Here is a 16,165-nt window from a genome sequence, read left to right on the forward strand (position 1 = left end):
AAAGGTGCCTTTTCCTTGTGGAAAGCGCCGCCTATACAGTGCCCCGCAACTTCAACCCAAAGGGCACGCTATGACCTACCATCCCAAATCGGATTTCATCGCCACGATGATCGAGCGCGGCTTTCTCGCCGACTGCACCGATTATCAGGGCCTTGACGAAGCGCTGATGAGTGGATGCAAGCCGGCCTATATCGGCTTTGATGCAACGGCCAAGTCGTTGCATGTGGGCAGCCTGATCCAGATCATGATGCTGCGCTGGTTCCAGAAAACCGGCCACCAGCCGATCACCCTGATGGGCGGCGGCACCACCAAGGTGGGTGATCCGTCCTTCCGCGCGGATGAGCGCCCCCTGCTGGGCCCCGAACAGATCGACGAAAACATCGCCGGCATCAAAAAGGTGTTCTCGGCCTATATCGACTATGACAGCGACGCCGAGAACAAGGCGCTGATGCTGAACAATGCAGAGTGGCTGGACGAGTTGAACTACCTCGACTTCCTGCGCGATATCGGACGGCACTTCTCGGTCAACCGGATGCTTTCGTTTGAATCCGTGAAATCGCGGCTGGATCGTGAACAATCGCTGAGCTTCCTCGAGTTCAACTACATGATTCTGCAAGCCTATGACTTCCTTGAGCTGAACCGCCGTTACGGCTGCGTTCTGCAGATGGGCGGCAGTGACCAGTGGGGCAATATCGTCAACGGCATCGACCTGACCCGCCGCGTGCTGGATCACGAGATTTATGGCCTGACTTCGCCCCTGCTGACCACCAGCGACGGCAAGAAGATGGGCAAGTCTCAGGACGGTGCGGTCTGGCTGAACGCCGACATGCGCTCGCCTTATGAGTTCTGGCAGTTCTGGCGCAACACCACCGATGCGGATGTTGGCCGGTTCCTGAAGCTCTACACCGAAATGCCGGTGGATGAGTGCGACCGTCTGGGCGCACTGCAAGGGTCCGAGATCAACGAAGCCAAGATCCGTCTTGCCAACGAAGTGACCACCCTGGCCCACGGTGCCGCAGCTGCTGCGACCGCCGAAGCCACCGCCCGCGAAGTGTTTGAAAAAGGCGGCATTGGGGGCGATCTCCCGACCCTGACGCTCAGCGCCGATGAACTGGGTGACGGCATGTCCATCGTTCAGATCATAGTGAAATCGGGGTTGGCAAAGTCGGGGAAAGAGGCCAAGCGCCTGATCGCCGAAAACGGCGCCAAGCTGGATGACGCGCCGCTGACGGATGCCGGGTTGATGATCGACGCGGGTGCACTGTCGTCGCCGATCAAACTGAGCGCCGGTAAAAAGCGGCACGCGCTGGTGCAACTGGGCTGATCCTGCCCCAGTCAGCAAATATCACGGCCACCCGATCGGGTGGCCGTTTTCTTTTTCAGCATTGCGGCCTCAAACCTTCGCAGGTTTAGCGTTTGCCGCCGCCGTGGCCGCCCTTGCCGCCACCTTTGCCATCGCCGTTGCTGCCACCGTTGCCGTGGCCGCCGCCGCCGTGGCCAGAGCCATTCCCGTGACCGTTGTTGCTACCGCCATTGCCGGTTCCGGGGCCGGATCCGCCGTTGTTTCCTCCGCCATTGCCAGAGTTCCCGTTGTTTCCGTTCCCGTTACCGGGGCCGCCATTGTTGCCACCGTTTCCGCTGCCATTGTTGCCGCCGTTGCCGCCGCCATTGTTGCCGCCGTTGCCTCCGCCGCCACCATTGCCGGGATCGCCACCACCGTCGCCAGGGTCGCCACCACCATCGCCGGGATCACCTCCTCCGTCACCGGGGCCGCCGCCATCACCGGGGTTGCCGCCCCCGCCACCACCGCCCGAGCCCGAGTCATTTCCGTTGTCCGAACCGGACCCAGCAAACTGGTCATTGCCGCGCGCCTCTCCCAGACTTGCCGATGCGCTGATCGAGCCGGTCGGCTGATCGGTCAGCAAAGCTGCCAAACCCGGGCATTGAGCAGTTGTGTTGAGCAGCGTCGTTGGGAAATCCGACCGCACCTGCAAACGTTTCAGAAAGCTGGGCGTCACCTGCTGGCAATCGCACAGCGTCTGATAGTCTCCGCGGTTTGCCGCATCCCGCGCCGTTTTCCAATTGCACACTTCGGGGGCTGCGGCTGCACTGCTTACTGCCATCACGGTCAGAAACGGAGCCGTCACCAGCACGGGAATTCCAACCTTCAAACTCTTAACCATAACGATTGTCTCCTTGCACGACGCCTCGTTGACGCGTCATTTCGCCTGGTATCGATGTGAGACTCGTGCATTAAGCAGACTTAAAGGTCTTCTGAGAAAGGCTTGAGAAACGCCCGAAATCATAGAAAGCAGGCACCAAAAATGATGGACATCACCTAAATCGTTAGATTAAATGAACATACGTTCATATCCTGATGGGAGGGAGCCGTCATGCAATTGTCCACCACAGCCGCGATCGTAACCGGCGGGGCCTCGGGCCTGGGTGAGGCCACGGCCCGCCATTTTGCAAGCCAGGGCGCGCAGGTCACCATTCTGGACCGTGACGCCGAACGCGGCGCGCGGGTTGCCTCGGAAATCGGTGGGCATTTCGCGGAAACGGACGTGACCAACGAGGCCTCGGTCGCGGCAGCGATTGCGCAGGCAACTGACAAAATGGGCCGGATTACGGCAGCGGTAAACTGCGCCGGTATCGCCTACGGCATCAAGACGGTCGGCAAGGACGGCCCGCACGCGCTGGACGCCTTCCAGCGCACCATCGACATCAATCTGGTCGGCACCTTCAACGTCTCGCGCCTTGCGGCGGCCGAGATGGCCAGGAATGACCCTGATCCCGATGGCGCACGCGGGGTGATCATCAACACCGCATCAATCGCGGCCTTTGACGGGCAAAAGGGTCAGGCAGCCTACGCGGCCTCGAAAGGGGGCGTGGTGGGAATGACCCTGCCGATGGCCCGCGATCTGGCCTCGACCGGAATTCGGGTGATGACCATCGCACCGGGCATTTTCATGACCCCCATGCTGGCCGGGCTGCCCGAAGAGGTGCAACAGCAACTGGCCGCCGACGTTCCCAACCCCGCCCGCCTGGGCGACCCAAAGGAATATGGCCGGTTGGCCGGGTTCATCGTCGAGATGGGCTACCTGAACGGAGAGGTCATCCGCATCGACGGCGCCCTGCGGATGCGGTAAATCTGCCCCATGACCGAGCGGGAGAAAATGCAGGCCGGGCAGTGGTATTGCTGTCTGGACCCAGAACTGGACGCCCTGCGCGCGCAAGCCCGGCGCGCGGTTCATGCGCATAACACGCGCGCCCCGGATAACCGTGGCGCGATGGCACCGGAATTACAAGCGCTGCTGGCCAGCACCGGGCCGGATTGTTTCCTCGAAGCCCCGTTCCATTGCGCGTATGGGATGAACATCCACCTCGGCGCGCGGGTCTATTTCAACGCCGGCTGCGTGGTTCTGGATACGGCACCTGTGCGGGTCGGAGATGGCACGATGTTCGGCCCGCACGTTCAGATTTATTGCGCTCAGCACGCCAAGGACCCGGCTGAGCGGGCGCGGGGTCTGGAAATCGGGTTGCCTGTGACCATCGGCCGGAACGTCTGGGTTGGCGGAGGCGCCATCCTGATGCCCGGCATCACCATCGGCGACAACGCCACCATCGGCGCGGGCAGCGTCGTGACCAAAGACGTCGCCGCCGGAGAAACGGTCGTTGGCAACCCCGCCCGTCCGCTGCCCTAAGCGCCCTCGGCCTTCTCTTCCAAAACCAGCCATTCCTCCTCGGCGGCGGCCAGCTTTTCCTGCCGCTCAACCAGAGCCTCTGTCGCCTTCTGGAACTTGACCGGCTCGCGGGTAAAGAGTTCCGGATCGGACATGAGCTCTTCCAGCTTGCCGATCTCGGCCTCAAGGCGTTCGATCTCGGCCGGCAGTTTCTCAAGTCGGTGCTTTTCCGAGAAGGACAGGCCGGATTTCGGCTGGCTATCCTGCTTCACCTTCGGCTTGGAGGGTTTTGTTTTTTCTTCCTTTTTTGGCAGAATATCGCCCCTCTGCGCGATATAATCCGACCATCCGCCTGCATAGACAGTGGCGCGGCCATTCCCCTCCATCGCGATAGTCGTGGTGGCGACCCGGTCCAGAAAATCCCGGTCGTGACTGACCAACAGAACGGTGCCGTCGTAGTCGTCCAGCAACTCCTGCAACAGATCCAGTGTTTCCACGTCCAGATCATTGGTCGGCTCGTCCAGCACGAGCAAATTCGAGGATTTGGCCATAAGCTTGGCCAACAGCAACCGCGCTTTTTCACCGCCAGACAGAGATTTAACGGCCGCTCTTGCCTGCCGTTCGTCGAACAGGAATTCCTTGAGGTAGCCGACCACATGTTTGGGCTGACCACCGACCATCACCTGATCGGCTTTGCCGGACACGCGCATCTCGGGGTCGCCGGTCAGGCTGTCCCACAGACTCATTTCCGGGTCCAATTGCGCGCGGGTTTGGTCGAACACGGCGATCTCAAGGTTGGTGCCCAGTGTCACCGAGCCTTCATCCGGTTGCTCCTGCCCCAACAGCATCTTCAACAAGGTCGTTTTGCCCACACCGTTAGGGCCGACAAAGGCCACACGGTCACCGCGCTGGACCAACAGATCAAAGTTCCGAATGATTTGCTGCGCGTCAAAAGACTTGGCCAAGCCCCTGGCCTCAATCACCTTTCGCCCGGATTTCGGCCCTGACTCCAACGTCATTGCCGCCGAGCCCTGACGTTTAATCTGCGCCGCCTTCTCGGCCCGCAACGCCTGCAGCGCCCGCACCCGGCCCTGATTGCGCTTGCGTCGTGCACTGATGCCTTCCACGGCCCATTTGGCCTCGGATTTGATCAGGCGGCTCAGCTTGTGGCGTTGTTGGTCCTCTTCGTCCCAGACTTTATCGCGCCACGTTTCAAACGCATCAAACCCCTGTTCTTGCCGCCGCACGGCGCCGCGGTCGATCCACAAAGTCGCCCGTGTCAGCGCCCGCAAAAACGCCCGGTCATGCGAGATCAGCACAAAGGCCGCCCGGGTCGATCCCAACTCGCGTTCCAGCCAGGCGATGGCTTCGATATCCAGATGGTTGGTCGGCTCGTCCAGCAGCATCAGGTCGGGGGCCTCGGCCATTAGCTTGGCCAATGCTGCCCGCCGCCGTTCCCCGCCCGAGGCGGTTTCGACCGCACGAGACGGATCGAACTTCAGCCCCTCACCGGCGCGCTCGACCTTATACAGCTCGCCCGGCTCCAACCCGCTCGAAGCATAGTCGCCCAGCGTGGCAAACCCCTGCATGCCAGGGTCCTGCTCCATGTACCCGACAGACTTGCCCGGCGGCACCACGATGTCGCCATGATCGGGTTCAACCAGACCGGCCATCACTTTCATCAATGTGGATTTACCCGATCCGTTCCGCCCGACCAGCGCTACGCGGTCACCCGGCTGAACCACCAGATCAAGCTCGGAAAACACCGGATCACCCCCAAAGGTCAGGGAAATGCCGGACATCTGCAACAAAGGAATTCTCGCCATGCCCGCCAGCTAAACCGGCGGACAGAAGGCGTCAACGCCCCGGCTTTATCTTTTCAAAAATACTCATTCTACCCGACCACCGCCCGCAGCAGGCGCTTTCGGGTTGGGGGAATCGCGCCGATCTCAAGCCCGGTAAAGACATGCAGCGTGTTCATGTGGCGGTCCACCACCGCATGATCGCTGACCCAGCCCCCCATCATCAGATAAGTGCGCAGCAAGGGCGGCATCCGCAGCATCGCCTTTTTCACATCCGGCTTGCGTCGCAAACGGGCCGCGAACCGGAACACATTCGGAGCCTTCACCCGTGGCAACCAGCGTTTCGGCGCCAAATGCCGGTGTTTCAACATGGCAAATGCGTCAAGATAATCCTCTGTTTCCGTCCCCGCAAAGGACGAACAGCCGAACAGCATCTCGACCTCGTTCTGATCAACATAAGCCGTCATCGCCCCCCATGCGACGCGCAGGATGTCCGGATCGGTCCGGTCGGGGTGAATGCAGAACCGCCCCATCTCGACCATGCGCCCGTCGAACCCTTGCAGCGCCGAAAGGTCGTAGAACTGCGCCGAATAGCTGCGGCCGACCTCAGCGCCATTTTCCATCGTCAGCATGCGCAAGCAGCAGACCAACTGCCCGCCTTCCCGCATGTCCTCGACCAGGATATGGGCGCAGACCGGATCAAAATCGTCCTGATCGGTCTGATCCGTGCCAAAGGCCCGCGTACGCAATCGCTGCGCAGCCGCCAAATCCTGCGGCGAACGCGCCAGCCGGGCGCGATAACGGCCTTTGCCAAGCAATAATGCCATGGTCGCATCCTCCGCGGTTGCTGACCCGTTACGTCTTGCTGTGTCCCTATCACACCATGTGTGACTGTCATGTGACCATAGCAAGGTATGGCTTTCGTTACTGCGACGCGCCGGGGATATTGGCCGGGTTGAAGTTGCCGATGTTACCCAACAGCTGACGGATAAAGCCCTGACCCTGAATGGTCGATTCGGTCACGCGGCGGTCCAGCGTTACAACGATGCCATCCTCAAGCCCGAACCGTTCGATGTTGCGAACGACGCCGCGGTCATCAAAGCTGATCGCGACCAGTTCGCGCGAGACGACTTCGGGTTTCTTCGGTCCGTAATGCCGGATGCGGGACCGAACGTAGTAGAACCCGGAATCGCGCACCACACCGGATGAGCTGGGCGCACCAACGGTTTCCATCACACTATCGCGTGTGTCGACGCCAACCTTGATCTCGGCCAGGTCTTCCGCAGGAGGGATATATCCGTGATTCTTAAAGACCGGGGTACACGCGCTGGCCGCTGCCAGACAGGCCGCAAGGACAAGCGTTCTGGACACCGGTTTCAACCTGTTCACAACCTTCAACATTTACACCCTCTTGCCTTGGCCCTATGCGGACCCTATCCGCTTACATCAAACCGCAGCCCCGGTTCAACACAGGAAAGGGTCACGAATGAGCAACCAGACATCTCTGCGGGTGGCCGACCTGCCCCAAAACGCCCCAACCGCCTTTGACTTACGCCCCGACAGCAAGGCGTTGGAGGCAATCCGGGACGATCTGGGCCTGCTGGGCCTGCGCAAGCTCAGCTTTTCGGGTGACGTAAGGGCACAGGGCAAACGCGACTGGGCGCTGAGCGGAAAACTGGGTGCCACGGTAATTCAGCCCTGCGTCGTAACACTGGAACCGGTGACCACGCGCATCGACATCCCGGTCACGCGTACCTTTATGGCGGACTGGTCGGACCCCGATGAGGAAGAATTCGAAATCCCCGAAGGCGACGATTCCGAACCTCTGGGCCCAGAGATCGACCCGTCTCTGGTGATGATCGAGGCGCTGTCTCTCGCCCTGCCCCAATACCCGCGCAAGGACGGAGCCGCGCTGGACCAGGCCGACTTTACCGAACCCGGAAAACAGGCGATGACGGACGAAGATGCCAAGCCCTTTGCCGGGTTGGCAGGTTTGCGCGATGCGTTGAAAAAAGACGAGTGACATAGGTCTGTTTTCCTGTCATAGCAGGCGCTCAGAAAAATCGCTTGAACATGTCGAGAATCGCAGTATTTTCGCGCGCTCATCGGAATTTGGGTTGGACAACGTGGGGCTCGTACCCTAAACGCGCGTCAAACCACGAGAAAAACGAAGAATGAAACCCGGTCGGCGGCGAATCTGCTGACCCTCAGTAGACAAAGGTTGAGACCATGGCCGTCCAACAGAACAAAGTTTCCAAGTCGCGTCGCAACAACCGCCGCGCACACGACGCTCTGGTTGCTGCAAACCCGAACGAATGCCCGAACTGCGGTGAACTGAAGCGCCCGCACCACGTCTGCGCATCCTGCGGTCACTACGATGATCGTGAAGTCGTCGCACAAGCCGACGAAATCGATCTGGACGAAGACGCGGCCTAAGCCTTTAAAAGCGCAGGCAAGGCATGACGGAACAGCCCACGCACGCCGGACGGATTACCATCTCGGTTGACGCTATGGGCGGAGACTCGGGGCCCGCAACTGTGGTTGCGGGCATTGCCAAATCGGCAAACAAGAACCCCGATATCGCCTTCGTTCTGCACGGACCTGAACAGGTTCTGCGCAAACTTGTCGCCAAACGGCGTGTCCTGCAAGGGCGCGTCGTTTTTCGTGATTGCCCCGATGTGGTCACGATGGAGGACAAACCCAGCCAAGTTGTTCGCAACGGCAAGCAGACCTCGATGTGGTCGACGCTGGATTCGGTCCGCAATGGCGAGGCCCACGGCGCTGTCTCTTGTGGCAATACCGGCGCGCTGATGGCGCTGTCGATGATGCGGCTTCGCAAACTGCCGGGCGTGAACCGTCCGGCAATTGCGATTCTGTGGCCGTCGCGCAACCCGCAGGGGTTCAACGTGATGCTGGATGTGGGTGCGGATGTGCGCGCCGACGCCAAAGACCTGCTGCAATATGCGCTGATGGGGGCCTCTTATGCCCGCAACGGCATGGCCCTGGAACGCCCGCGCATCGGCCTGCTGAATGTCGGCACCGAAGAACACAAGGGCCGCGCCGAACTGAAAGAGGCCCACGCAATGATCGCGGAATTCGCAGAGCAGGCGAATTTCGAATTCGTCGGCTTCGTCGAAGGCAGCGACATTCCCGGCGACAAGGCGGATGTCATTGTAACCGATGGCTTTACCGGAAACGTCGCGATCAAGACCGGCGAAGGCACCGCCAGCCTGATCGGCGACCTGCTGCGCGAGGCGTTCAAATACTCACCGCTGTCGCGCCTGGCCTCGGTGCTGGCGATCACGTCGCTCAATCGCCTCAAGAAACGTATCGACCCGCGCCGTGTGAATGGCGGGGTCTTCCTTGGCCTCAACGGTACCGTGGTCAAATCGCATGGTGGCGCCGATGCCACCGGAGTCTCGGCGGCAGTCAAACTGGCCTTTACCCTGGCCCAGTCTGGTTTTGCCGAAAAATTGGCGGCACGGGTTGCATCAACAGCCGAGCTTGCACAAGATGCCGCCCACACGCCGCCAAAGGCCGGCGAATAACAAAAAAGGCAGTACCCAACATGGCAGGCCGTTCAGTTGTCGTAGGTGTCGGACATTATTTGCCAGAGCGCGTCGTTCCGAACTCCGAGTTTGAAAAGACGCTCGATACAACGGATGAGTGGATCAGAACCCGTTCGGGGATCGAACGCCGCCATTTTGCTGCCGATGATGAATCCACTTCGGATCTGGCCACCAAGGCGGCCGAGGCCGCGCTGGCCGATGCGGGCCTGACGGCGGACGATATCGACGCGATCATCGTGGCAACTTCGACCGCTGATCTGACCTTTCCGTCCGCGGCAACCATGGTTCAGGCGCGGCTGGGCATGACCAAGGGCTTTGCCTTTGACGTTCAGGCCGTCTGCGCCGGGTTTGTCTTTGCGCTCAGCAACGCCAATGCACTGATCCTGTCCGGTCAGGCCAAACGGGTTCTGGTCATCGGGGCCGAGACCTTTTCGCGAATCATGGATTGGACCGACCGGTCGACCTGCGTTCTGTTTGGCGACGGGGCGGGTGCGCTGGTGCTGGAGCTGCAAGAGGGCGCAGGCACCTCCGATGATCGCGGCATTCTGGCCACCGACCTGAATTCGGACGGTCGGTACAAGGATCTGCTGTATGTGGATGGCGGCGTGTCGACCCAATCGACCGGCCATTTGCGGATGCAAGGCAATCAGGTCTTCCGCCATGCCGTTGAAAAACTGGCGAAAACCGCAGAAACCGCATTGGGCTCGGCGGGTCTTGGCAATTCGGATATCGACTGGATCGTGCCGCATCAGGCCAATATCCGCATCATTCAGGGCACGGCGAAGAAGCTGGGCCTTCCGATGGATAACGTGGTCGTCACCGTGCAGGACCACGGCAACACCTCGGCGGCATCGATTCCACTGGCCCTGTCCGTGGGCAAGCAGCGCGGCCAGATCAAGCAAGGCGATCTTATCGTGACCGAGGCGATTGGCGGCGGTCTGGCCTGGGGTGCGGTTGTCCTGCGCTGGTAACCGGCGCAAAACGGCTTACACACAGACCTGCAATTCATTGATATTGACAGCGAATTTCCCCTCGCCCTATTCTCTGGTATCAACAGGGGAAATGGTATGGGCGATAAAACACTGACCCGAATGGATCTGAGCGAGGCCGTCTTTCGCGAGGTTGGCCTGTCACGCAACGAAAGTGCGCAGCTGGTGGAAAGCGTTCTGAACCACATGTCCGACGCCTTGGTGCGCGGCGAACAGGTGAAGATTTCGTCATTCGGCACCTTCAGCGTTCGGGACAAAACCGCCCGCATCGGCCGCAACCCCAAAACCGGCGAAGAGGTTCCGATTCAACCCCGCCGGGTTCTGACTTTCCGCCCGTCGCACCTGATGAAGGATCGCGTCGCGGCAGGGAACCGCAAGTAAGATCAGGGCGGCACGGTCATGAGCAAGTCCCCCGACGCGTTTCGCACGATCAGTGAAGTTGCGGATTGGCTGGGCGTTCAGGCTCATGTTCTGCGATTCTGGGAAAGCCGTTTCAATCAGGTCAAACCGGTGAAACGCGCCGGTGGCCGGCGATACTACCGGCCCAATGACATGCGCCTACTGGGCGGCATCAAGAAACTGCTGCACGAGGACGGCATCACCATCAAGGGTGTTCAGCGTATCCTGCGCGAACAAGGCGTGGCCCATGTCGCGGCGCTGTCGCAGGGGCTGGATGAGGTGGCCGAGCCGGAAACCCCGAAAAACGACAGCGTTGTCGTACCCTTCACGTCGAAACCTGCCTCGGCCAGCGAACAGATCAATCTGGACTTGGGCGATGCTGCCCCCGAACCCAAGGCCCCGCAGACGGCAGAGCCCGCTCAGGCCAAACCAGCAGCGCCAGAAGAGATCGCCCCGAAAGCCGAGCCTGAATATCTGGATGAAAGCCCCCTGTTGGGTGGAATCGCAACGCAAGCGTGGAATCGCACCGAGTTTGACGACCAGTTGCTGAAACAGATCGCACCGGTGGCAAAGGACTTGCGCGCCGTTCTGAACCGCATTGAAAATCGATCGGCGGGATAAGAAAAAAGGCGATGATTTCCTCTTGCCCCCGCCGGGAAAGTCTTTATGAACACCTCAACGTCGGGCTATGGCGCAGCCTGGTAGCGCGTCCGTCTGGGGGACGGAAGGTCGCAGGTTCGAGTCCTGCTAGCCCGACCAAATCACACCGACGTTTATGGCAGACAGGCCAGATCCCGCTCTGGCATCAGGGGGGATCGGAATGACAGGTGTATGCCCAAACCAGCAGATCGAAGGCATGATTGCGCGCGGTGAGATTACCGCCAGCCCCGAGGTCATTCCCGCTCAGGTTCAACCAGCCAGCCTTGATTTGCGTCTGGGAACAGTGGCTTACCGCGTGCGCGCATCCTTTCTGGCGGGCGAAGGGCGCTCGGTTGCCGACCGTCTGTCCGAGTTCGAGATGCACCGCATCGACATTTCCGACGGCGCCGTGCTGGAAAAAGGCTGCGTCTATCTGGTGCCGCTGATGGAATCGCTGGCTCTGCCCGAAACTGTGACCGCCGTGGCCAATGCCAAAAGCTCGACCGGGCGGCTGGACCTGCTGACCCGCGCCATCACTGATGGCGGCACCGAGTTCGACCGGGTGCCTGCGGGTTATACCGGGCCGCTCTATGCCGAGATCTGCCCCCGCTCCTTCTCGGTTCTGGTGCGTCCGGGAATGCGGCTGAACCAGATTCGCTTCCGTCAGGGACAGGCGGTGCTCAGCGACGGGGAACTGACGGCGCTGCACACCGACTCGCCGTTAGTCGATGGGCCTGCGGTCATTCAGGACGGGCTGGGTTTTTCGGTCGATCTGCAACTGCCCGACACCGATCTGGTGGGATACCGCGCCAAGCCGCATACCGGCGTGATCGATCTGGACCGGATCGGCGAATATGACCCGCAGGAATACTGGGAAGAAGTGCGCACCCGTGATGGTCGCATCATCCTAGACCCCGGCGCGTTCTATATCCTCGTCAGCCGAGAGGCCGTCCACATCCCGCCGATGTATGCCGCCGAAATGGCCCCCTATCTGGCAATGGTCGGTGAGTTCCGGGTGCATTACGCAGGATTCTTCGATCCCGGCTTTGGCCACGCCGAAGCCGGTGGCGCAGGGTCGCGCGGTGTGCTTGAGGTACGCTGCCACGAGGCGCCCTTCGTGCTGGAGCACGGTCAGGTCGTCGGACGGCTGGTCTATGAGAAGATGGCCGAGATGCCCACGCAGCTATACGGCGCGGGCATTGCGTCGAACTATCAGGGACAGGGGCTGAAATTGTCCAAGCACTTCAAAGCAGCTGGTTAAGGGCGGGCATCCGCGCCTGATCTGGCTTCAACCGCGATTGTTGGAGTTTCCGCGACCCGCATCCGCGTCATCCTGCCGGGACGACGGTTGATTGGCCTTGCGCCCCACCCGACCGGCCATGTCAAATCCCTTGTTCACGCCCGAATTGACAAGGCGGCGCATTACCTGGCGCACGATCATATTGATGATCTGATTGGCGTTCATTGCTCAACTCCGTTTTCTGAGCCCCAACATAGGTGATTTATGCGGCAACAAAAGGGCTGCGCGATCACTCTTCCTCGAACAGTTCGGTTTGATCTTCGTCTTCTTCGTCCTCGCGCCCTTCCCCCATGGGGATGGTGCCCGGCGGAGGCCGGTTTTCCAGCAAACCTGCAGCGCGCAATTCCTTGAGACCCGGCAGGTCGCGGGCATTTTCCAACCCGAAATGATCAAGGAATTGCGGCGTCACCACAAAGGTCACCGGACGGCCCGGTGTCATGCGGCGACGGCCCAGACGGATCCACTCCATTTCCAACAGCTGGTCGATGGTCCCGCGCGACACCGACACACCGCGGATTTCTTCAATCTCGGCCCGAGTGCAGGGCTGGTGATAGGCGACAATTGCCAGCGTTTCGATCGCGGCCCGGCTGAGTTTCCGTGTCTCGACCGTTTCCTTCTGCATCAGGAAACCCAGATCGGGGGCCGTGCGGATGGCCCAGGCCTCACCCACGCGCACCACACGCACACCGCGCCCTTCATAGCGTTTCTGAAGCATTTCAACCGCTTGCGCCGCGTTGCTGCCATGGGGCATCCGCGCCTCAAGATCACCAATCGTCACCGGCTCGGCACTGGCGAACAACACGGCTTCGACCATACGTTCCTGTTCCGCAATGGGCGGCGCTTCGAACAGGGTGCCGGTGCCTTCGTCTTCGGGGGCGTCAGTCACGTGTGTCAGTCCTCTTGCGCAGATGGATCGGGGCAAAGGTTTCGCTCTGCTTGATCTCCATATGTCCTTCTTTCACCAGCTCCAGCGAGGCCGCAAAGGTCGCCGCCGTCGCCGAGCGTCGACGCACCGGATCGGCATCCCAGCCGTCGGGCAGATAGGTCTCCATATCCGTCCAAGTGCCTGCGAACCCGATCAGCGGCCGCATCCGCTCCAGCGCCTGTTCCATCGTGAACACGGCGTCGCGGTCCATCACAAACGGGCGGAATTCGTCACGGGTGCGAATGCGGGCATACCCCTGCATCAGGTCCAGCAGCGTTGCAGAGTAGGTGACGGTGCGGATGCGGGTGATATCCTCACCCTGCCCGCGTTTGAAGAAATCGCGGCCCAACTGGTCGCGCGCCATGAGACGGGCGGCCGAGTCACGCATGGCCTGCAAGCGCTCCAGCTGAAACGCCAGATGTGCGGCCAGTTCCTCGCCCGACGGGCCTTCGTCATCCGGATCGGGCGGCAGCAGCAAACGCGATTTCAGAAAGGCCAGCCAGGCCGCCATCACCAGATAGTCGGCGGCCAGTTCGATCCGCAGCGCACGGGCTTTTTCGACAAAGGACAGATACTGCTGCGCCAGCGCCAGAACCGAAATTTTTCGCAGGTCGACCTTTTGCGTCCGCGACAGGGTCAGCAGTACGTCCAACGGGCCTTCGAACCCGTCGACGTCAACGATCAGGGCTTCGGCCGCAAGCCGATCCGCGACCGAGACCGGGTCTTCGCTGAAAAGATTATCGTTCATATACCTGCCCGCCCATTAGGGCAGATAGTTCCGCCTCGGCGGCCTGGATGTCAAGTTCCGCAGGCTTTTGCCGCATCGCCAGCGCCTTTTCTGCGCGCTTCCCGGCCTGTTCGGTCATCTCTCCGGCGGCATCCAGCACCTTGGCGCGTGCGTCGAACGTGCCATTGCATTGCAGAACAACATCGCAGCCGGCGTCCAGCGCCTGACGGGCGATGTCCTCGGGCGCGCCGCTGAGGGCCTTCATCGAGATGTCGTCGGTCATGATCAGCCCGTCAAATCCGATCTTGTCGCGGATCAGTCCGATCATGGTCGGTGAGATTGTTGCTGGCTGCGGGTCAATCCGGTCATAGACCAGATGAGCGGTCATCCCCATCGGCAGATCGTTCAGATCGCGGAACGGCGCGAAATCGGCCTGTTCCAGCGCGCCCTGCGTCAGGTCCACATGCGGCAGGTCGTGGTGGCTGTCGAGCGTGGATAGGCCATGCCCCGGCATGTGTTTGATGACGGGCAGAACACCGCCATCCAGATGGCCCTTGGCAACGGCCCTTCCCAGCCGCGAAACTTGTTTGGGATCAGATCCATAGCAGCGGTTTTTCAGAAATTTGTGCGTGTCCTCACGCGCCAGATCGACCATCGGCGCGCAATTGCTGTCGATACCCAGTCCGAACAGCTCGTCCGCGATCAGACGATAGCGCAGATACATCGCCCGTTCGGCCTGATCGCCAGCCCGTGCGGCGTGATCCATTGGCGGCAGCCATTCGCGGGCCAAAGGCGCGCGCAGGCGTTGTACCCGGCCGCCCTCTTGATCGATGGTGATGGGGCAATTGCGGCCTACGGCCTCGCGGAAATCATCGCAAAGGGCGCGAACCTGATCGGCGGTGTCGATGTTGCGCGCAAACAAAATGAACCCGAACGGGTTCATCTCGCGGAATAGTCTCTTTTCCTGAGGCGTCAGGCGCAGGCCTTCGGCATCGGTGATCGCCGCACCGAAACTCACCGAGCGGCCACCGGGATACAATCGGCACCGCGCGCCTCGAGCGCGGCACAGAACTGACGCGAGTCGCTCAGGTCATCAAACCCCAGCACGCGCAGGCGGTAGAAGGTCCGGCCCCCGCGTGAGGTTTTCTGGATAACACGCTGTTTTCCATCCATATAATCGCCAAATCGATTATTCAGACGATCCCATTCAGCGCGCGCAACGTCCGAGCTTTCATAAGCACCAAGCTGTGCCATGCGCGTGCCCTTGGACAGCGTATCAGGGTCGATATCCACCCCGACGGCCGCTTTGACGGCAGCGTTGATTGCGGCTTCGGTGCTGTTGTTCGACGTAATGCTGCTGGGCGTTGCTCGGGCCGGGCGGGTCACCGGGCGCAAGGACCTGCGGACCCCTGGCAGTGCCGCCAATTCCGGATCGGGCTGTTGCGCCGCCAGATCGGCGGGATCGATTGCAGGCTCTTCCTCGGGCAAGGACAGGGCGGCAAGTTGCACACCCTCTTCCGCCGGTTCATCAATCCGGGCGGCATCCCCTGCCAATTCCGAAACCAGCGCATCCACCGTGCCTTGACGCAGCTCGGCAGCTTCCTGATTGGAAATCTCTTCCTGAACCACATGCACGGCCGGAGTGGGTTTCAGCGGTTCAACCGGCGTGTCTTCGTCGGTCAGCGACACCGGGCGCGGCGCAAGGATCAGGCGATCCGCTGGCGGTGCTGCCGTTCCCACTGCGGCGACGGCGTTGACGGCCAGACCCTGATGATCCGCAGGCGTTCCGCCGGGGTTTTCGGGTTGAATGCGCATCGGCCCTTCGATGGCACGCACGACCGGCACGCCGGACACATCGCGCATCACCAGCTTGTAGCCCCAGACGCCAATCCCGGCAACCAGAGCCAGGGATGCAACCGCCCCCATCGCGTTGAAGATACGGCTCAGCCCCGCTGCGCGCGGTGCCTCTTCATATCCGTGCATATCATCGGAATACTCGTACCCATCCTGAGGATGCGGTTGATTCGTGTAATGCATCTGCTCGGGGCGCATCTGCCCCGAGTAATCGTAACTTGCCATATCCGCCTCACCGCCCGATAGCGCCTTAAAACGTGGCGCGCGGGTCATTTCTT

19 protein-coding genes and 1 tRNA gene are annotated in these 16,165 nt (G+C 61.0%); 11 read left to right on the forward strand and 9 right to left on the reverse strand.

The annotated features are described in order from the left end of the window. Positions 1 to 70: 70 nt before the first annotated feature. Positions 71 to 1,324: a tyrosine--tRNA ligase gene (tyrS, locus tag ACR0NT_RS05870; protein ID WP_170443534.1), complete on the forward strand. Its 1,254-nt coding sequence runs from the start codon at positions 71 to 73 to the stop codon at positions 1,322 to 1,324. Between the two features lie 85 nt (positions 1,325 to 1,409). Here tyrS and ACR0NT_RS05875 read toward each other — a convergent pair whose 3' ends face one another. Further along, positions 1,410 to 2,183 carry a hypothetical protein gene (locus tag ACR0NT_RS05875; protein WP_170671817.1) on the reverse strand — a complete coding sequence of 258 codons (774 nt, stop codon included), beginning with the start codon at positions 2,181 to 2,183 and terminating at the stop codon, positions 1,410 to 1,412. A 210-nt stretch (positions 2,184 to 2,393) separates the two neighbouring features. Between ACR0NT_RS05875 and ACR0NT_RS05880 the strand changes: the two genes are divergently transcribed. Together ACR0NT_RS05880 and ACR0NT_RS05885 are read left to right on the forward strand one after the other, a co-directional pair. Further along, the gene (locus ACR0NT_RS05880; protein ID WP_170671819.1) at positions 2,394 to 3,149 is read left to right on the forward strand and encodes an SDR family NAD(P)-dependent oxidoreductase; all 756 of its coding nucleotides are present in this window, start codon (positions 2,394 to 2,396) and stop codon (positions 3,147 to 3,149) included. A 9-nt stretch (positions 3,150 to 3,158) separates the two neighbouring features. Next, positions 3,159 to 3,704, forward strand: coding sequence for a sugar O-acetyltransferase (locus ACR0NT_RS05885; RefSeq protein ID WP_170671821.1), 546 nt, complete (start codon positions 3,159 to 3,161; stop codon positions 3,702 to 3,704). Here ACR0NT_RS05885 and ACR0NT_RS05890 read toward each other — a convergent pair. The 3 genes from ACR0NT_RS05890 to ACR0NT_RS05900 form a co-directional block, all read right to left on the reverse strand. Continuing rightward, the gene (locus ACR0NT_RS05890; RefSeq protein WP_480442731.1) at positions 3,701 to 5,509 is read right to left on the reverse strand and encodes an ABC-F family ATP-binding cassette domain-containing protein; all 1,809 of its coding nucleotides are present in this window, start codon (positions 5,507 to 5,509) and stop codon (positions 3,701 to 3,703) included. The two genes, ACR0NT_RS05885 and ACR0NT_RS05890, sit on opposite strands and share 4 nt — an antisense overlap. Positions 5,510 to 5,577: 68 nt before the next feature. Next, the gene (locus tag ACR0NT_RS05895) at positions 5,578 to 6,312 is read right to left on the reverse strand and encodes a GNAT family N-acyltransferase (protein ID WP_170671823.1); all 735 of its coding nucleotides are present in this window, start codon (positions 6,310 to 6,312) and stop codon (positions 5,578 to 5,580) included. 97 nt (positions 6,313 to 6,409) lie between these two features. Further along, a complete protein-coding gene (locus tag ACR0NT_RS05900) occupies positions 6,410 to 6,886 on the reverse strand; it encodes an outer membrane protein assembly factor BamE (RefSeq protein ID WP_170671825.1) in 477 nt (158 codons plus the stop codon). Positions 6,887 to 6,971: 85 nt separating this feature from the next. Here ACR0NT_RS05900 and ACR0NT_RS05905 point away from each other — a divergent pair, with 85 nt between their 5' ends. From ACR0NT_RS05905 to ACR0NT_RS05940, 8 genes are all read left to right on the forward strand, one after another. Beyond that, entirely contained in the window at positions 6,972 to 7,508 is a 537-nt protein-coding gene (locus tag ACR0NT_RS05905; RefSeq protein ID WP_170671827.1) for a DUF177 domain-containing protein, read from the forward strand. Positions 7,509 to 7,714: 206 nt separating this feature from the next. Further along, positions 7,715 to 7,921: a 50S ribosomal protein L32 gene (rpmF, locus tag ACR0NT_RS05910; RefSeq protein ID WP_008756996.1), complete on the forward strand. Its 207-nt coding sequence runs from the start codon at positions 7,715 to 7,717 to the stop codon at positions 7,919 to 7,921. A 23-nt stretch (positions 7,922 to 7,944) separates the two neighbouring features. Next, positions 7,945 to 9,033, forward strand: coding sequence for a phosphate acyltransferase PlsX (gene plsX / locus ACR0NT_RS05915; RefSeq protein ID WP_170443520.1), 1,089 nt, complete (start codon positions 7,945 to 7,947; stop codon positions 9,031 to 9,033). 20 nt (positions 9,034 to 9,053) lie between these two features. Continuing rightward, positions 9,054 to 10,025, forward strand: a complete 972-nt coding sequence (locus tag ACR0NT_RS05920) for a beta-ketoacyl-ACP synthase III (protein WP_170443518.1) — start codon at positions 9,054 to 9,056, stop codon at positions 10,023 to 10,025. 96 nt (positions 10,026 to 10,121) lie between these two features. Next, positions 10,122 to 10,424: an integration host factor subunit alpha gene (gene ihfA / locus ACR0NT_RS05925; RefSeq protein WP_008755922.1), complete on the forward strand. Its 303-nt coding sequence runs from the start codon at positions 10,122 to 10,124 to the stop codon at positions 10,422 to 10,424. An 18-nt stretch (positions 10,425 to 10,442) separates the two neighbouring features. Then, positions 10,443 to 11,063 carry a MerR family transcriptional regulator gene (locus tag ACR0NT_RS05930; protein WP_170671829.1) on the forward strand — a complete coding sequence of 207 codons (621 nt, stop codon included), beginning with the start codon at positions 10,443 to 10,445 and terminating at the stop codon, positions 11,061 to 11,063. A gap of 61 nt (positions 11,064 to 11,124) precedes the next feature. Further along, positions 11,125 to 11,201, forward strand: a tRNA-Pro gene (locus ACR0NT_RS05935). A 61-nt stretch (positions 11,202 to 11,262) separates the two neighbouring features. After that, positions 11,263 to 12,342, forward strand: coding sequence for a 2'-deoxycytidine 5'-triphosphate deaminase (locus ACR0NT_RS05940; RefSeq protein WP_170671831.1), 1,080 nt, complete (start codon positions 11,263 to 11,265; stop codon positions 12,340 to 12,342). Between the two features lie 27 nt (positions 12,343 to 12,369). On the opposite strand, the gene ACR0NT_RS05945 is transcribed toward ACR0NT_RS05940, so the two are convergent. From ACR0NT_RS05945 to ACR0NT_RS05965, 5 genes are all read right to left on the reverse strand, one after another. Next, a complete protein-coding gene (locus ACR0NT_RS05945; RefSeq protein ID WP_170671613.1) occupies positions 12,370 to 12,546 on the reverse strand; it encodes a hypothetical protein in 177 nt (58 codons plus the stop codon). Positions 12,547 to 12,610: 64 nt separating this feature from the next. Further along, positions 12,611 to 13,267 carry an SMC-Scp complex subunit ScpB gene (scpB, locus tag ACR0NT_RS05950; RefSeq protein ID WP_170443512.1) on the reverse strand — a complete coding sequence of 219 codons (657 nt, stop codon included), beginning with the start codon at positions 13,265 to 13,267 and terminating at the stop codon, positions 12,611 to 12,613. Next, complete coding sequence (locus ACR0NT_RS05955; protein WP_170443510.1) at positions 13,260 to 14,054, reverse strand: segregation and condensation protein A; 795 nt, start codon at positions 14,052 to 14,054, stop codon at positions 13,260 to 13,262. Before ACR0NT_RS05955 ends, scpB begins: the two co-directional genes overlap by 8 nt. After that, a complete protein-coding gene (gene nagZ, locus ACR0NT_RS05960) occupies positions 14,044 to 15,051 on the reverse strand; it encodes a beta-N-acetylhexosaminidase (RefSeq protein WP_170443508.1) in 1,008 nt (335 codons plus the stop codon). The genes ACR0NT_RS05955 and nagZ overlap by 11 nt, the downstream gene beginning before the upstream one ends. Next, positions 15,048 to 16,160: an SPOR domain-containing protein gene (locus ACR0NT_RS05965; protein ID WP_480442733.1), complete on the reverse strand. Its 1,113-nt coding sequence runs from the start codon at positions 16,158 to 16,160 to the stop codon at positions 15,048 to 15,050. Before ACR0NT_RS05965 ends, nagZ begins: the two co-directional genes overlap by 4 nt. Positions 16,161 to 16,165: the final 5 nt, after the last annotated feature.

The organism is Ruegeria sp. AB10 (genome assembly GCF_056542745.1).